Raw genomic sequence first — 14,814 nt, 5'->3', positions numbered from 1 at the left:
TGAACATTCATCATTAAAAGAACTAAACTTTAAAAATTTGAGACTTTTGAAAATTTTATTTAAGAGTGGATGCATAGAACAAATGGATACACTAGATAGCAGCATACAACTTACAGATAATGAAATACTTCAATTAACGGATTATCTGTTCAAAGTCAAAAATGGAAGCTATTATAAACTCATACTACTTAAAAATTATGCTATAACTACTAAGTACACTTTATTTTTCCTATTAATAAAAGAAATGGCCGAGCGATTATATCTATTCATCACTTAAGAAATAAATAAAAGATTAGTTACTCAACTCGCTATTAATTGTTTGTTATTAAGTGTAGATAAAAATCAATATAATGACTGAAATTAAATAACTTTTAGCTAATAAAATTAAACTCCTATGAAGAAATTGGCTTGAACAGCTTTATTTATTTGAAAAAAGACAGTAAAAAAGCACAAAAAATCACTTCCTGTGCTATACTTTTTTAAGATTAGCGTTAAAACTGTTTCCTCAGTCCTAGCGCCTTTTCTTTTTTGATTCTAAAGACTTTTCGACCACCTTAAAAATGAACAAAAGTTATCAGTAGATTTTACTTTAAAATTTGTGTTCTAACAATCATTTCGATTAGTTAAATCTTCCAATCTTTCTTCTCCCACCTTCAACATCTCTTCCTCTACCTTGCTCCATTTTCCGAAGAGGTATTCTTGTAGCACTTTTGCTGCTGAAATTATATCTTCTCCTGAATCATATACACAACTTCTATCTCGTTGATAAATTTGAATTCTTTCAAAGATAGCCAATTCTTCCAATTGTCGTGTATTATCAACTAGATGATATACAATGAAATCATGATGTTCTTTTGGAGTTGCGCGTGCTTGATTTGGATTGATAGCGTACAGTTCTTCGTATCGGATTAAGGTACTGAGATAGGATAACTCTGGCTTTGTCGCAATCAAGGCTAATTGTACTTCATATCCCTTATTTTTCAAGAGTTGTGTGGTTTTCTTTGGAACATCAACTGTTCGTAAAGTTCCCTCGATCAAAAGATTGTATCCCAATTGACTCAATTCTGTTACTAAAGACTCTACCATTTTACCTGCAAAATCTTTGGTGTATTCAACACTATCTTTGCCATATTCTTGCTGCAGTTCTAAATAGTGTGGATGCTGAGAACGAAAACTATCACCATCTATGATAACAATATTTCCTTGAAATTCTTTCTGTTTAATACGATGAATTGTAGTCTTACCGGCACCACTTTGCCCTCCAAGCAAAATCGCTATAGGTTGTTTACTGGACTTTTTTCCTCTTGTCAGTGAACGAAGATTCCGTGCTAGAGCATGTTTGAATTCACTATCAGTATAATCTTGGATTTCCACTAGGCTACCATCCGTTTTTCAGATATCTCTAACATACGTTCAATTCCATCCAAATAGCCGCTATATCTCTCTATTTCATCAAAAGTTTCTACTAAATAGATATTCGTATGAATCAAGTCAGATAGATCATCACTCATTAAAATCCAAGGATTAGATTCATCATCAATGCAAATTCCCTGACTATCTTGATAACGATAGAGTCGTGATAATAGATTAGCACCTCTTTCTTTCACAATTTCAATTTTTAAAGTCAATTCATAATCTTCAACAGGATTGAGCATTTTGTCTTCTCCTACAATATCGACATAAGATACATTAAACTTCTGACAAATGATGTCTATTAATTCGGTAGAGACTGAACTCGTTCCATTTTCATAACGACTCAGACTATTTCGAGAAATACCTACAATCCGGGCAAATTCGGGTTGTGTTAAGTCATGTGTTTTACGTAAGGATTTTATGTTCTTTCCAATCATGGCAAACTCCTTTATTTTTATAATTCAATTATAGCATAAAAAAGCATAACGCACCAATTTTGGTGCATTATTGACTATTTTTCCTAAACCTCTCTAAATTCTTCTCCAATTGTTCCTTATGAAGTTGATTCTTAGCTTCCTTTAATGTGTCGTCCAAAGTTTCTTCTCTGTAAGTTGCTTCTGTTTTTAGTTGTTCTGATCCTTGATCTGGAGTGAAAATGATATCTAACAGTCGGTCTATTTTTTCAAGATCTTGGACAGACATATCAGATAGTCTATGAATTAGCTTCTTAAATACATCTCTATTGTCTTGGTTTTTCTTAAACAGTTTTGTAAACATCTATAACCTCTCAAAAAAAGCAGCCTATCAGGACTGCTTAGTGTAATTCGGAAATCGCATCATAAATGGACTGCAATTTCTTATTATCTTTATTCTTTGTGTCGATCAACGTATGTAGCTCTTCAATTTTCTTTTGACTACTTTGAATATCGCTATTGTTATCCGCAATAAGTCTTTTAAGATGTTGCTGATAACTTGTAGTGATATCTGTCTCTTTTCCTGTTCTAACCTCTGTAACTTTGGGTTTAGAACTAGAATTTGATTCCGTCACAGGTGCTTGTTTTCGCTTTTGAAAAGCTGCTTCATAATTTACATCATTACCTCCTTGATGATTTCCAAATAAGGCCGCAATTTTATCTGAATCCCCTTGATTTTCTGATTTACTTTCTAATGGTTGATTAAAATTCCAATCTTTTGTCATTCACTCATTTCATCCTTTCTAAATTCAGAATCATCGAATTGTCTTTCTTTACCAAAGGCATGGTCAAGAGCTTCTTCAAAACTCATGTGACTGATGCTTTGACGCCTTTTGAACGTCGCAAACATCGCTGTCTCCAGTTGTTCTTTGTAAGCAGCGAGTTTTTCTGTCTCTCTTGCTACCTTGCTTTCTTGCCTAGTGACCTTTTCTTCTAAGCGCTCGATTATGGTCATATACGATCCTCCTTCATTCTAATATTAGCTAAAACATCTTGATTTTGTTATCACAGTTCTAAACATTGAGATAATTGTCTTACTGGTGGATTTCCAAATGTCTCTTTTACAGTTTCAAGCTTAAATTGAAAATCTGATTTCTTTTCTCTAAGAATATCGTTCCAGTCTATTTTTTCTTTCCCAGATTCATTATTAGGTAAATCCAGTAAAACAGGAAATCCTGATTGAGATAACTTATCAGAAAAATCTTTTCCTGCATCATCACAATCTACCGCAAGTGTCAATAAATCAGGATGATTATCGAAATAGGTGGTGGTATCACGAATTGTATTGATCAAATGCAATAACTTTGAAGGTGTTACTGTATCTAAAAATTCCAACTTCTGATTTTCTTCAGCTATTAGTCGTAAAGTTTGATAAGCAACAACAGACCTTTTTAATCCTTCCATAGATACCAAACGAACATTAGTTAGACTTTGTTTATGAAGTTCGTAATAGCTCATCAAGTCGATGAACGATTCACAAAAGACCAGTCTATTTGGTTTACCAATGTCAAAGGATATTCCAACATATCCATGGCTTCCTTTTAGAATCGTTTTTAACCTTTCTCTAGGAAGAGAGTGATTCTTATAAATTCCTTGTAAGCTTGCTGCCTGCAGTTTGTGACGATGATCAAAACTTTTAAAAACAATAACAGGTTCAACAGTTTCATTTGTTTTCCAACTGGCTTGTGCTATCAAACCTTGTTGAATCATCTTTTGTACGATTTCTTCTGAGATTCCTCTACGTTCTGTTAAATAATATCTAGCCAGACTACAGCTAGAATCTTCTATTCTCTTTAAAGGATAATAAAATGGACTATCTCTATTTTCTTGAACAGCTTCTTTTTGAAAAGGTTCTTCAGAAAGAAAAGTTAGAGCTTCTTTAAAGGAAGTTCCCTTAACAAGTCGAACAAAATCAATGACATCACCTTGAATATCTCTTGAAAACCATTTAAAAGTATTGGTATTCGAAAAAATTCGGAATGAATCGTGTTCAGGATGTTCATAGACACTGCTAGAAACTTGTTTAAAGGAGATACCCAAACGACTTGCTACATCAAGAATTGAAATTTGCTTACATTCTTCTATTTCCATGCAATATCATCATTTTGTCGTAGTATTTGGCAGTGATGGTATTGATGATGATTCTTCTAGAGTTTTGGGAGTGGCCTTATCTAAATCATCTAACCCAGATTTCCAAACCTGTACTTGGTTGACCAATAACTTACCTGGTATTTTCGAATAAGACAACTTAACCGTTCTAGTTTCTGTCTGATTGGTCTTTGATTGGTTGGCATTCTTTAAATCAGATACATAGGTTACATTATAAGAGACCATGGCAATAGCTTGATTCGTAGTCTGATTGACAAAGATATCAGCTTTTTCAAAATGATAATCCAAAATATAGTCCTTATACACTTGGTTCATGGCATCATTTTGACTTGACAATTCTTGAGAATAAGCTGATTCAGTCATATAAGGTTGAATACGTGTATTATTTTCTCCGAGTTTTTCTTTCGTATAATACTGTGTTAAAAATTCTTTTACAGTATCCGATGACAAAATGGTAGCTTTATCTTCTGCTTGTTTATCCTCTACAAGTTTAGCTGCAGCCAATTCAATCTCTTTGCGACTTTGTTTAGCAGTAGAATGTTGACCAGCAGTATATCCCATCATGAGAATAAAGCTAGTTGCGGCTACTGCTCCAACACTAATTAAGGCTTTAGTTTTGACTTTATTTAACATCTTAGACCTTCTTTCTATAAAAACTAGGTCAAGAATAACAAAAAGAACTTGTAAGTTTTATCACACCACAACGAAAGGTGATTCCTACATTTCAGGCTCAAAATCATACAGTTCAGAGAAAAATATCAAAACTAGCTGTCTTCAGTTTATAATATAAATATGAACAAATTAAAAGAAGAAAATTTGAGAAGAGCTCTTTCTCATATTGAACGACATAAACAAGCCATAAATACAAGTAATAATAGTGAGGATAATGATTTTCATAAATTATTGCTCCAATTTAGCTATGAAGTATATGAAAGAATCAAGGCAAATAAAAAACCTTATCCGAATTTAGATTCAGATAAAGTCTTTTAACTATCTAAAAAGTTCACATTTTTTTCTTATTTATGGAGTTAATGAAGCGCCAACTGAATCCTATAACCAACATCAGATTGATGAAAAGGTACACAGCCGTAAAACTAGTTAAACCATGTTGTCTGATATCATCAAAATATAAACTAGGTTCAGTAAAGAACAAATAAATTCCATAGACTTCTACGAAAATAAGAAAACTGACAAAACCAATCAGGAAAAGTCCACTGGCAATAAGAAAGAGCCTCCATAAAAGAATGAGAATTCCTCCTACTGCTAAAAAAATTACTGGGAAAAGGAGTAAATCATTCATGACTTTCTCCTTTCTAGTCAATCAATTGACGATAATAGGTGGCAAAAGAGGAATCAAACTCTTCTAATTTTTGAACTAAGTCCAAATACTCCTCTTTTTCATGTTCTTCAAAGTCCACACCTCGATGATTCTGAAGAGAGATTTCCAATTGACTAGTGAGTTCTCGTTTAGAAAAACTGTAATCCCCTGTCACTTCCTCATAATGTTCCTTTAACTCCTTGTAGGCTTGGTATTCTTCAGGTGTTTGAAATCCCTGTACCAAAGCCTCTTCTAATTGATAATAGGTATCTTCCATCATAATCGTTACCTCGCTTCTTTCTATCTTTATTTTACCGCGCTTTTCTTTTCTTGTCCGCTATTTATATATATTTTTTAATCTAATTCAAAAGAAAGTTGTTCCTGCTTTTCTTTTCCTTTTTCGTGGAATTGTCTTAAGGCCTGATCAATAATATCTAAATCCGTTTCTGTTTCAATCAATGGCGCGAGTACATCGTATTCGGCCTTTTTAGTTTGATAATCCTCTTCCTTTGGAAAATTTTTCTCAATTTCTACTTTAGCAGTAGTCCATTTATCCTTTAATTCATCCAATAAGTTCTGAGTTTTCACTTGGTCCTCCTTAAGGTGATCAATCGTATGTTGGAGTCTTTGAATCGTTCCCAAAGGAGAATACAAATCCAAACCGACAGAATACTGATTTTCTCCTACAATCTTAACAGAGAAGGTTTCAGGAAGAGGTTGATTTGTTGGAAGACTAAGCATTTTAATGTCAAATCCTCGATAGCTTGCTAAGGTTCGAAATTCTATACTGTCAGCTTGATTATGACGGATAAGACGGTGTAGGGATTCCCCTGCTTCAGCTCGTTGATCAAAAGCTTGCTTACCTACCGTCATAGAAAATGCCTGGTCTTTCGACATTTCAGACTGTTGAATGTCGCCTTCATACTTACTTAATCGTTTCTCAAGAATGGGCATATTTTCTTCACAGTAAGAGATTGTATTACGATAGTGATCCTTGCTGCGTTGAAAGGCGCGTCTCTGATTCTCTAATAGAGTTAGATCATTCTCTAGTTCCATCTTATATTTGAGATAAGGATTACCTGTTGCTAGCGCCTTAAAATCAGAAGCTGTCATAGTCTGTTCATCAATGTCTTCTGCAGCACGAATCGGCTCCTTAGATGTCATAATCTGCTTAATATAGCGGAGTTTGTTCTCCTGAGTTGCCCATAGATAATTATCAAACGAACCTTTGGTAATATAGTGGTAAATATCTACTTCCTTGTTTTCATTTCCCTGTCGGATAATACGTCCATTGCGTTGCTGAATGTCACTTGGTCTCCACGGTACATCCAGGTGATGAACTGCTTTCATCTTGCTCTGAACATTTAAACCTGTTCCTCCTTTTTCAGTTGAGGCAAGGAGAATCCGCACCTCTCCTGCATTGACCTTTCGAGACAAACTATTCTTTTTTTCATCACTATTGGCATCATGTACAAAGGCAATTTCCTTACTAGGGATTCCTCTATCAACCAATAAAGCCTTTATTTCAGAATAGACATCAAAGCCATTATCCTTTTTCTTAGGTGTTCCAATATCTGAAAAAATCATCTGAGTAGCCTTATTTTCCATTCCCTCACGATAAATTCTTTCAACATTATCCACTACCTGAAGCAGTTTATGATTGTCTGCTAGACTATAACTAGAGTCCAATAAACGCATATCAATAGCTAGTTTCCTTGCCTCACCCGTTATCTTTAACATATTATCCTGACTCGGATCGACTGTTCCACATTTGACCGCATCTGACCTCATAACTAATTCTTCTAAATAGAGTTTCTGGTTTTCAGTTAACTCACTCTCAATAGGAATAATATGGGCTTCTGGAACAGGTAAATCCAACATATCTTGTGTTTGAATGTCGGCTGTTTCTTTATAGATTTTCATCAATTCAGGTAGATTGACAAACTTTTTAAATCGTTTCTTAGGCTGATACTTATCCCCTGTAGGAGCTAATTCCATAGAGTTTTGAATTTCTCCAAAAGCACCTACCCAAGAGTCAAAATAATCAACTTGATAGCGTTTTAAGATATCTGGTTGAATATAGTTCATCATAGTGTATAACTCACTAATAGAATTGGAAACGGGTGTCCCTGTCGCAAAGACAATATTTTTAAAATCATGTTCTTCCTGAATCTGTCGAACCTTCATTTCCATATCCACATTCTTCTTAGAAGTTGTATTGGTAATTCCTGCTACATTCCCAAGTCCAGTAATTGGACGAATATTTTTAAAGTGATGTGCTTCATCTACAAAGAGAAAATCAATCCCTAGGTTCTCAAAATCAATAAAACTATCACGATTGAAGCGTTGCAGTTCTTCCAATTGTTTCTCTAGGCCACTTATTGATTGTTCTGCTTCTTTAACGGTATACTTATTTTCAGAATGTGTTTTAATCTCTCGTAGTTCATTGAGTTTATCCTCAATATAATTCATCTGTCTTTCTTTACTGACAGGGATTTTTTCAAATTGAGAATCTCCAATGACAATGGCATCGTAATCTCCTGTAATAATACGTGACACAAATTGTTTTCTTCTTGCCTTCACAAAATCTTTCTTAGTAGTCACAAAGACCTTTTTAGTAGGGAAAAATTTCATGATTTCTTGGCCAAATTGAGCAGATAAACTAGAGGGCACCACATACAAGGGCTTATGAACCATCCCCAACTCCTTTAATTTAAAGCCAGCACCAAGCATGGTCAAGGTCTTTCCTGAACCTACCTCATGAGCTAATAAGGCTCTTTTTTCTTCTACGATTCTTTGAATGGCATTCTCTTGATGAGGACGAAGACTGATGTTTTGTGCCAAGCCATCAATGACTAGATGGCTACCATCATACTCTCGACTAACCGTTCGATTATAAAGACGATTATAACTTTCTTCAATGACTTGTTGGACTTCTGGATACCGTGAGACAAAGTCTTGAAAGAGCTCTTGTAAATGCTGCTCTTTTGCTCTTAGAACAGAGGTTTTTTCCAAATCTGTGATGGTCTTTTTCTTTTCTCCTTCCGTAATAGTCATAGTAATCGTCGGTTGGTTCGAATTAAGTAAATTCTCAAAAATCTTTCTTCCTGTATCATAACGTGACCCACTAACTCCAAGACTACTATCTTTGGCACTTGGATAGCGATAAGCAAATGATGTCCTTAAATGAACCTGCCCATCAACAGGATTCACTTCAATGACTTGTTCAACATCTGGCGAAGACAATTCAAATTCACGATTGGTGAAACATTCAAAGGCAAATTTACCATAAACGGATTGAGGAATCCAACGTGACCCTATTTTAAATTCAATATCTGCCAGATGAATCCTTGGAGGGCGAACAGATTCTAACAAATCTAAAGCATGGTTCCAATCATATTCTTGGTTGTTTTCCTCCACTAATAGTTGAACTACTTCTATCTTGTTGAGAATATCTCCTGATAAAAACTGGTTCTTAGAAAGGTATTTTCTTTCCCCTCTTAAATAGCTTTCTGGATCCATTAAAATCTGGTCACCTAACTCATCTAAAATAGCAGCTTGGCTATGTTCGGGATAAATTGATACCATATATTCTAAATCAACCCCTCTACCATCCGATAAACTAGAGTTTAAGGCATCTAAAGCCGTTGATACTCTTGCAATCACTCTCTCTGGCCTAACCAATGCTTTCTCAAAGGCTAAAGATTTTTTATATTTTACTTTCTGATCTTTAGAATCAATGTATTCATCTTCTAAACTTGCTAGTAAAGAATACTTATCGTCACTATCAAATAAGTTCCGATTAACGGAGGCATTCAAGTATCCAAATTGACTTACAAAGCGGTCATAGTCACGATTGAGTTTACTAAGTAATACCTGAAAATCTGTCCGACTATAATCTTGATGACGTTGAATTTCAATTAAGGATTGATAGGTCTCTCTCAAATCAACCATGCCCTTAATGCGACTAATATCCTTATCCGATAAGGGACTTTCATAAAAGACAGTTTTTTTGAACAGTCCCTTATATTTCCCCCTTTTACTCGCTTCTTCTGACTTGTAAACATCTAGTGCTTCCTCATCTGTCAAATGAAGTTGCACGAATCGATCTATTTTATGTTCAGACAAAGAACTGTCCCAAGCTTTAAACTCTCCCTTCTCATCTACATAATAACTAATTTCGTCTACTTTTGAACTTTTCCGAATGCCATGCGTATCTCGGTAATAAATTTGATTTCCCTCATATCCAAAAGAATAGAGCGCTAAGTCCTCACGTATACGACTTGGGATAGAATTATCCACTTCTTCTTTGATAAAAACAGGTGCTTTCAAAGAATTGTCAATTGGTTTAGGTGCTTCCACATTCTCGAATGCTTTCATTATGTCAGTAGCTAATGTTTCTGATACCCCCTTAACATTGAGAGTTCCTCCATTAAAATTACGTACCTCATATTCACCCAAAACTTGTGTATTGTATTTCCCATCAAAATAAGGATTGATCCAGACACGCTTATCCTCCTCAAAGGGAATAGAGCCACTAAAGACAAGCTCCTCCTCATGAAGATTCTTTGCTTGATCCTTTTGAAAGAAGAGGAGGTCTGTGGTCACTCGAGTACCTGCAATCGTTTTAAAAGCCGTATCCGGCAACCGAACTCCCCCTAAAAAATGAGTGTTGATTTTAATCTCTTGTAAGACATTATCTGTCCGCTTATCCATTGTGCCAATAGAAGAGATAATCGATACTTGCCCTCCGTCTCTTACTAAATCAAGTGAGTGTTTGACAAAGTAATCATGAATCATATAAGGTTTATCATAGTTTTTATCGGCAATGCGAAAATTTCCAAATGGAACATTCGTTAAGACTAAATCAAAACTATTATTTTGATAGGGAACTTCTTCAAATCCTCGCACTTCAATATGGGTATTGGGGTGAAGTTGTTTTGCGATTGCGCCAGTCACACTGTCTAATTCAACTCCATAGAGTTCTGATTTCTCTCGTATACTTCTAGGCATAGCCGCAAAGAAGTTCCCAGTCCCCATAGAAGGATCTAATATCCTTCCTCCCTCAAAACCATCATCCAGTAATTTTTGCCAAATCTGGCGAATAATCATTGGGTCTGTATAATAGGCTGTGAGAGAACTTTGTTTCATGGTCGAGTATTCTGATTTACTTACTAAGCTCTTGAGAGTTAAACGTTCTGTTTCATACTTTGGATTAAGTTCATCGAAAAATTCATTGGCAAGACCACCCCAGCCGACATACTTAGCTAGTAGCTCTTGTTCTTCTGGATTCGCTTGTCGTCCCTCTTTTTCTAATCTTTTAACAAGTTCAATTGCGGCGATATTCGTTTCAATTTTTTCTCGATTTGTCTTAGGATAAAAGTTCTCTAAATCATCTGGAAAAACAAAATCTTGAACAGGAGTATCCAACTCTTCTATACTTGAAATAAGTGGTGTTGATTCTGTTTCATCATCCTTTTCCTTTTCTTCTTCCAGATAGGAAAACAAATCTATTTCCTGACTTTCACTTGATGAATCCATCTCAATCTCTGAATCTTCTTTTTCAAGTTCTACATGAGACAATACTTGTTCAATCTCTTCTAAACTGTTCAAGTATAAGATAGGATTCTCTTCAAATAACTGGTTGGAATCATTGAATAGCTCTAGGCGAACTAAGCCATTTAACTGTGCATTTTCAATTGAAACCAACTGAAATACTTGTCCTTTATAACTTACTTGTGAACCAATCGGATATTCCCTCAAAGCTTCTTCTACAATTTTATCTACTTTAGATAGGGAATGAACTTCCACATTTTCTTCTACCTGGTCAATATTATCTAAAGATAAGACTGCTTCCTCTACTTGCTTAGACTTTTCTCTTATAGCCTTTACTTCATCAAAATAAGTAATAATCTTCAGCTTTTGTGTCAGTGGGAGTTGTGTGTAGTTTTCTTCATGATGGACAAAATCCGTAACGATATCTAAAGTAGCCAACAATTCTGAACCCAAATAGGCTAGAACATCTCCTTCTTTTTCTTCAAAATGAATCTCAAGAACTTCTTTTTTTAGTTCTTTGGAATCAACCATTAGAAGAAACTCCTCTATATCTCTACTAATGCGGCCAGATAGATTATTCGCAACCCGATAGACATTGACTAAATTGACATCCTGATTCTGATGAAATACAAGCTCACTTAATGGTGTTAGCTTCTCTTTTTCAGATTGGATGTAAAATCGAGTGAAAAGATTATAGGTTGCGACTTCTAGCACCAAGTTTTTCTCAAAATTACTTAATTGAGATAATTTACTTAGACCTGCTTGTCCAAAATTTCTTGTGTAACTTTCTAAATCTTGGTCATTATTTTCAGAACTAGCCTCTAGGAAAGAAACAATATCTTGATGAAACGAATACACATGAGGTATCTCTTCTATCTTGCCCTCTTCAGCCAAAAAACTCTCTACCAAGTCCTGCCATTTCTCATCAAAATGTTGCGCTTGATAACGAAGAAATAGGTCCATTTTCTCTCTATCTTTTGGAATTGTTCCACGAAACATAGCCAATAATTGCATTACTTCCATACTCGCTCCTTTCATCTATACGAAAATAGGAGAATCACATGATTCCCCTACAACTCTATCTCCATTTCAACCTCTTGAGGACTGGTTTCTAAATCACTAGACAAAAGAGAAACAGCATCTGTTCTCATGTAGTAAGTATATAAGTCTTCAAGGTCTTGTTCGTTTTCAATCCCTGTTTCAATACTAATCAGAGCCTGTATAAATTCCTTGTAGTGACTCTCCATCATATCTGAAATCTTTTGTTTCATTTCCATAAATACTGAGGACGGTTCAGTTATACTTGTTTGATCTATGTCTTGTAAATCCTTTTCTAAGGGATTAGTTCCTTCTTCTATTTCTACTAAATCTGAACGTCCATCACCATCAGAATCTGCGCTAAGAGGATTGGTTCCTAGCGCAAATTCTTGAGCATCAGTCAGTCCATCCTGATCCGAATCACGTTGATAAATGACTTCCATATACTTCCTTCTTTCCTAGTTAATCTTTTTTCACTCCAATCCTACCAAATATTCCTTGAAAGAAGTATCACAACAAAAAAGAGAACGAGCCAAAACTGCGTTCTCCTTAAAATGATAAAACATTATTATCAAAGTAAAAAGATGACTTACAGAACCTGTAAGCCACCTAGTCAGTCGGTTTATTCTGGTGTCTGCCACCGCTTGGCCCTTACGTCCAAGATTGCTTTCGGATTTTGTTCTGGTGACCGCCACCGCCTGGCCCTTATGTCCAAGATTACTATCAGATTGACCATGAGCCGACCACTCATCTATACAATTATTCTAACGAATATGAGCTACAAATGCAAGAGAAAAACTTATTTTGGATTTATACACTATAGAAAACATACACTATCTTTAGAGTGAACTTTTGTTCAAAATAAGCTATAATGAATTTAAGTAGAAACAGGAGATAGAACAAATGGCTATAATCAGTTTAACACGTGATATAAAACTAACAAACGAAGATGCTCTAAAAATTCTTAATCATAAACCATCTAAAAAGCTACAAGCAATCTTGAAATCTATTGAATCACAAGACGCTACCGCTCCAACGAAAAATAAACTCATTTCAAAGTATCTGTAAGATGACAATTCAAGTAACACTACTTAAGCAATATCTTGAAAATATTCAAGTGCTGGCTCCTGATAAAACTGAGAAATAAGGTCAGGAGCTATTTAAAACTATCATTTTAGAAAATGTTAATTTCAACGGTAATGAAGAGATGTTGACTTATCTATCTGATAAAGCTACCAATTTTGAAAAACAACATCGTTCTCGTAATTTTATCGTTGAAGAAACTGAAACAAATAACATCATAGGATTCTTTAGTTTATCTCTCAAAGTTGTTGATATTTCTGATTTAGAAAAATCCTTAAAAAAGAAACTCGTCCTAAAAGGGAAAAGTCCCAAAAATATTGATTATCTCCCTGTGTTACTTATCGGTCAATTCGGCAAAAACACAAAGCTAAATAAACTATCAGGACAAGAGTTATTTGAAATTGTAATTCAAAAAATTGAAGAATTTCGAGCAATTGTAGGAACTCAGATGGTATTTTTAGATAGTATCAATCATCCTAAAGTCATTCAATTATATGAATAGTTCGGATTTGTTGCTTACAGTCAATTGATTAAAGACGATCATCAAGTAAGTTATCAGCCTATGGCATTAAATATGTCACTCTATAAAAAATGGCTCTTTGTCAAATAGTGTTGATGAAGAACCTAATGAAAAAAGAATCCAACAAAAATTGGACTACCTGTCTCCGGTTGAATACCGAAGACGGTAGCCCTAGGGTGTTTTTATTAAATTCTCACTTTTTGGGGTCAGTCCCTAAGCCTGATAGTAATTTTTTGTTCATACTATTCCCCTTTAGTCATTTACTACTTTAAGTTGCATTGCTTTAGCTACTTCTTCTGCCTTTGATCCCTTAGGTGTATGGATTTCTACATCTGGGTTACAGTTATCCACAAAATAGAAGTATTCTGTAATTTCTGTTACACTTGCTGGAATTGTAATAGATTTAATTGATGATGTCCCCCAAAATACTAATGTTCCAATACTCTTTGTTCCTTCTGGGAATACAACTGATTCTAATGAACTATCAGAGTTGAAAACATCATCTTCTACTGTTTCTATTGACTTACCAAAGTGGACATACTTTAACTTATTGTCAATCGTAAACGCACCTTTTCCAATATATCGTACTGTATCTGGTAAAACGATTGCCTCACAATGTTTCAAGTTCGCAAGACCACGTTCTCCAATTGCGATAACAGGTTTACCTTTAATTTCCTTTGGTACACGAACAACCTTATCGTCAGAAGTACAACTATAGATGACATAACCTTCTTCCCATAAATATACGCATGTTAATATATTAATATATTTAAGGATTTATAACTATAGTTCCTTAATTTTCCCAGTAAAAAAACGAAAGGCACCACAAGTTATTTATGTGTTTTCTTTAAACGATTCATGTACTTCTGTCGCAACTTCTCACCCGCCTTTAATTGCGGTTGCGATAGATTGAGGACCTAAATATGCATCCCCTGTTATTAGTTCATTTCTATTGTATTCTGATGTTGACCGAAAGTCAAATTTTTACCTTTCATCTAGAACACTAAAGTCTACTTTTGTTCAATTGCTGCAACGACAAGGTCACATGGAATAATATGTTCACTACCTGCCACTTCATGCGTTGATCTTCTTCCACTTTCATCTGATTCACCAAGTTCCATTGTAATAACCTTTACACCAGTTACTTTCCCACTCTCATCACGCAATACTTCTTTAATATTCTCTAAGAAATGGAATGTAACACCTTCATTGTGTGCATCTTTGATTTGTAGTGTAGCTTCTAGTATATTGTTCATATGGTCATCATTCTTTTGTTTTAGGTTTCAGCGCTTTTAATATAATGG

At 34.8% G+C, this 14,814-nt stretch carries 18 protein-coding genes; 5 read left to right on the top strand and 13 right to left on the bottom strand.

Annotation, left to right across the window (positions count from 1 at the left end):
* The first annotated feature begins 82 nt into the window (after positions 1–82).
* A complete protein-coding gene (locus SNAG_RS10025) occupies positions 83–277 on the top strand; it encodes an Rgg family transcriptional regulator (RefSeq protein WP_096406730.1) in 195 nt (64 codons plus the stop codon).
* Between the two features lie 326 nt (positions 278–603).
* Here SNAG_RS10025 and pezT read toward each other — a convergent pair whose 3' ends face one another.
* The 7 genes from pezT to SNAG_RS03875 all read right to left on the bottom strand — a co-directional run bounded on the left by pezT (position 604) and on the right by SNAG_RS03875 (position 4,628).
* A complete protein-coding gene (gene pezT, locus SNAG_RS03905; RefSeq protein ID WP_096406728.1) occupies positions 604–1,374 on the bottom strand; it encodes a type II toxin-antitoxin system toxin PezT in 771 nt (256 codons plus the stop codon).
* Entirely contained in the window at positions 1,374–1,850 is a 477-nt protein-coding gene (gene pezA / locus SNAG_RS03900; RefSeq protein WP_096406725.1) for a type II toxin-antitoxin system antitoxin PezA, read from the bottom strand. The genes pezT and pezA overlap by 1 nt, the downstream gene beginning before the upstream one ends.
* Positions 1,851–1,917: 67 nt before the next feature.
* Positions 1,918–2,190 carry a hypothetical protein gene (locus SNAG_RS03895; RefSeq protein WP_096406723.1) on the bottom strand — a complete coding sequence of 91 codons (273 nt, stop codon included), beginning with the start codon at positions 2,188–2,190 and terminating at the stop codon, positions 1,918–1,920.
* A 37-nt stretch (positions 2,191–2,227) separates the two neighbouring features.
* Positions 2,228–2,611, bottom strand: a complete 384-nt coding sequence (locus tag SNAG_RS03890; protein ID WP_000159223.1) for a DUF5945 family protein — start codon at positions 2,609–2,611, stop codon at positions 2,228–2,230.
* Complete coding sequence (locus SNAG_RS03885) at positions 2,608–2,841, bottom strand: DUF5965 family protein (protein ID WP_000152419.1); 234 nt, start codon at positions 2,839–2,841, stop codon at positions 2,608–2,610. The genes SNAG_RS03890 and SNAG_RS03885 overlap by 4 nt, the downstream gene beginning before the upstream one ends.
* A 50-nt stretch (positions 2,842–2,891) precedes the next feature.
* Positions 2,892–3,977, bottom strand: a complete 1,086-nt coding sequence (locus SNAG_RS03880) for a toprim domain-containing protein (RefSeq protein WP_096406720.1) — start codon at positions 3,975–3,977, stop codon at positions 2,892–2,894.
* A gap of 9 nt (positions 3,978–3,986) precedes the next feature.
* Positions 3,987–4,628, bottom strand: coding sequence for a hypothetical protein (locus tag SNAG_RS03875; protein ID WP_037619220.1), 642 nt, complete (start codon positions 4,626–4,628; stop codon positions 3,987–3,989).
* A gap of 159 nt (positions 4,629–4,787) precedes the next feature.
* On the opposite strand from SNAG_RS03875, the gene SNAG_RS03870 reads away from it, so the two are divergent.
* Positions 4,788–4,985 carry a hypothetical protein gene (locus SNAG_RS03870; protein WP_004249782.1) on the top strand — a complete coding sequence of 66 codons (198 nt, stop codon included), beginning with the start codon at positions 4,788–4,790 and terminating at the stop codon, positions 4,983–4,985.
* 13 nt (positions 4,986–4,998) lie between these two features.
* Here the strand turns inward: SNAG_RS03870 and SNAG_RS03865 are convergent, their stop codons facing one another.
* The 4 genes from SNAG_RS03865 to SNAG_RS03850 all read right to left on the bottom strand — a co-directional run bounded on the left by SNAG_RS03865 (position 4,999) and on the right by SNAG_RS03850 (position 12,350).
* Positions 4,999–5,295 (bottom strand): DUF5966 family protein, encoded by a 297-nt coding sequence (locus SNAG_RS03865; protein ID WP_096406718.1) that lies wholly within the window; start codon positions 5,293–5,295, stop codon positions 4,999–5,001.
* Between the two features lie 13 nt (positions 5,296–5,308).
* Positions 5,309–5,593: a DUF5962 family protein gene (locus tag SNAG_RS03860; protein WP_007520203.1), complete on the bottom strand. Its 285-nt coding sequence runs from the start codon at positions 5,591–5,593 to the stop codon at positions 5,309–5,311.
* A 74-nt stretch (positions 5,594–5,667) separates the two neighbouring features.
* The gene (locus SNAG_RS03855; protein WP_172842388.1) at positions 5,668–11,892 is read right to left on the bottom strand and encodes a DEAD/DEAH box helicase family protein; all 6,225 of its coding nucleotides are present in this window, start codon (positions 11,890–11,892) and stop codon (positions 5,668–5,670) included.
* A gap of 47 nt (positions 11,893–11,939) precedes the next feature.
* Complete coding sequence (locus SNAG_RS03850) at positions 11,940–12,350, bottom strand: thrombospondin type 3 repeat-containing protein (protein WP_096406713.1); 411 nt, start codon at positions 12,348–12,350, stop codon at positions 11,940–11,942.
* A gap of 460 nt (positions 12,351–12,810) precedes the next feature.
* Here SNAG_RS03850 and SNAG_RS09815 point away from each other — a divergent pair, with 460 nt between their 5' ends.
* The 3 genes from SNAG_RS09815 (at position 12,811) to SNAG_RS10020 (ending at position 13,679) form a co-directional block, all read left to right on the top strand.
* Entirely contained in the window at positions 12,811–12,975 is a 165-nt protein-coding gene (locus SNAG_RS09815; protein WP_172842387.1) for a hypothetical protein, read from the top strand.
* Positions 12,976–13,114: 139 nt separating this feature from the next.
* Positions 13,115–13,492 (top strand): hypothetical protein, encoded by a 378-nt coding sequence (locus SNAG_RS09895; RefSeq protein ID WP_231906653.1) that lies wholly within the window; start codon positions 13,115–13,117, stop codon positions 13,490–13,492.
* 97 nt (positions 13,493–13,589) lie between these two features.
* Positions 13,590–13,679, top strand: coding sequence for an IS3 family transposase (locus SNAG_RS10020; RefSeq protein ID WP_367400507.1), 90 nt, complete (start codon positions 13,590–13,592; stop codon positions 13,677–13,679).
* A gap of 83 nt (positions 13,680–13,762) precedes the next feature.
* On the opposite strand, the gene SNAG_RS03835 is transcribed toward SNAG_RS10020, so the two are convergent.
* Positions 13,763–14,158, bottom strand: coding sequence for a leucine-rich repeat domain-containing protein (locus SNAG_RS03835; RefSeq protein ID WP_075230488.1), 396 nt, complete (start codon positions 14,156–14,158; stop codon positions 13,763–13,765).
* 362 nt (positions 14,159–14,520) lie between these two features.
* Complete coding sequence (locus SNAG_RS03830; protein WP_004238875.1) at positions 14,521–14,766, bottom strand: hypothetical protein; 246 nt, start codon at positions 14,764–14,766, stop codon at positions 14,521–14,523.
* Positions 14,767–14,814 lie beyond the last annotated feature (48 nt).

The organism is Streptococcus sp. NPS 308 (assembly GCF_002355895.1).
In the GTDB taxonomy this organism is placed as follows: domain Bacteria; phylum Bacillota; class Bacilli; order Lactobacillales; family Streptococcaceae; genus Streptococcus.
This window is presented reverse-complemented; position numbering and strand designations above follow the sequence as displayed.

What these genes read in the sequence shown, in the direction of transcription:
- SNAG_RS03875 (WP_037619220.1), bottom strand. Translation starts at nt 4,628, where the DNA reads ATGTTAAATAAAGTCAAAACTAAAGCCTTAATTAGTGTTGGAGCAGTA.
- SNAG_RS03870 (WP_004249782.1), top strand. Translation starts at nt 4,788, where the DNA reads ATGAACAAATTAAAAGAAGAAAATTTGAGAAGAGCTCTTTCTCATATT.
- SNAG_RS03855 (WP_172842388.1), bottom strand. Translation starts at nt 11,892, where the DNA reads ATGGAAGTAATGCAATTATTGGCTATGTTTCGTGGAACAATTCCAAAA.
- SNAG_RS09815 (WP_172842387.1), top strand. Translation starts at nt 12,811, where the DNA reads ATGGCTATAATCAGTTTAACACGTGATATAAAACTAACAAACGAAGAT.
- SNAG_RS03890 (WP_000159223.1), bottom strand. Translation starts at nt 2,611, where the DNA reads ATGACAAAAGATTGGAATTTTAATCAACCATTAGAAAGTAAATCAGAA.
- SNAG_RS03850 (WP_096406713.1), bottom strand. Translation starts at nt 12,350, where the DNA reads ATGGAAGTCATTTATCAACGTGATTCGGATCAGGATGGACTGACTGAT.
- SNAG_RS03830 (WP_004238875.1), bottom strand. Translation starts at nt 14,766, where the DNA reads ATGAACAATATACTAGAAGCTACACTACAAATCAAAGATGCACACAAT.
- SNAG_RS03865 (WP_096406718.1), bottom strand. Translation starts at nt 5,295, where the DNA reads ATGAATGATTTACTCCTTTTCCCAGTAATTTTTTTAGCAGTAGGAGGA.
- SNAG_RS10025 (WP_096406730.1), top strand. Translation starts at nt 83, where the DNA reads ATGGATACACTAGATAGCAGCATACAACTTACAGATAATGAAATACTT.
- SNAG_RS09895 (WP_231906653.1), top strand. Translation starts at nt 13,115, where the DNA reads ATGTTGACTTATCTATCTGATAAAGCTACCAATTTTGAAAAACAACAT.
- SNAG_RS03895 (WP_096406723.1), bottom strand. Translation starts at nt 2,190, where the DNA reads ATGTTTACAAAACTGTTTAAGAAAAACCAAGACAATAGAGATGTATTT.
- SNAG_RS03885 (WP_000152419.1), bottom strand. Translation starts at nt 2,841, where the DNA reads ATGACCATAATCGAGCGCTTAGAAGAAAAGGTCACTAGGCAAGAAAGC.
- pezA (WP_096406725.1), bottom strand. Translation starts at nt 1,850, where the DNA reads ATGATTGGAAAGAACATAAAATCCTTACGTAAAACACATGACTTAACA.
- SNAG_RS03860 (WP_007520203.1), bottom strand. Translation starts at nt 5,593, where the DNA reads ATGATGGAAGATACCTATTATCAATTAGAAGAGGCTTTGGTACAGGGA.
- SNAG_RS03880 (WP_096406720.1), bottom strand. Translation starts at nt 3,977, where the DNA reads ATGGAAATAGAAGAATGTAAGCAAATTTCAATTCTTGATGTAGCAAGT.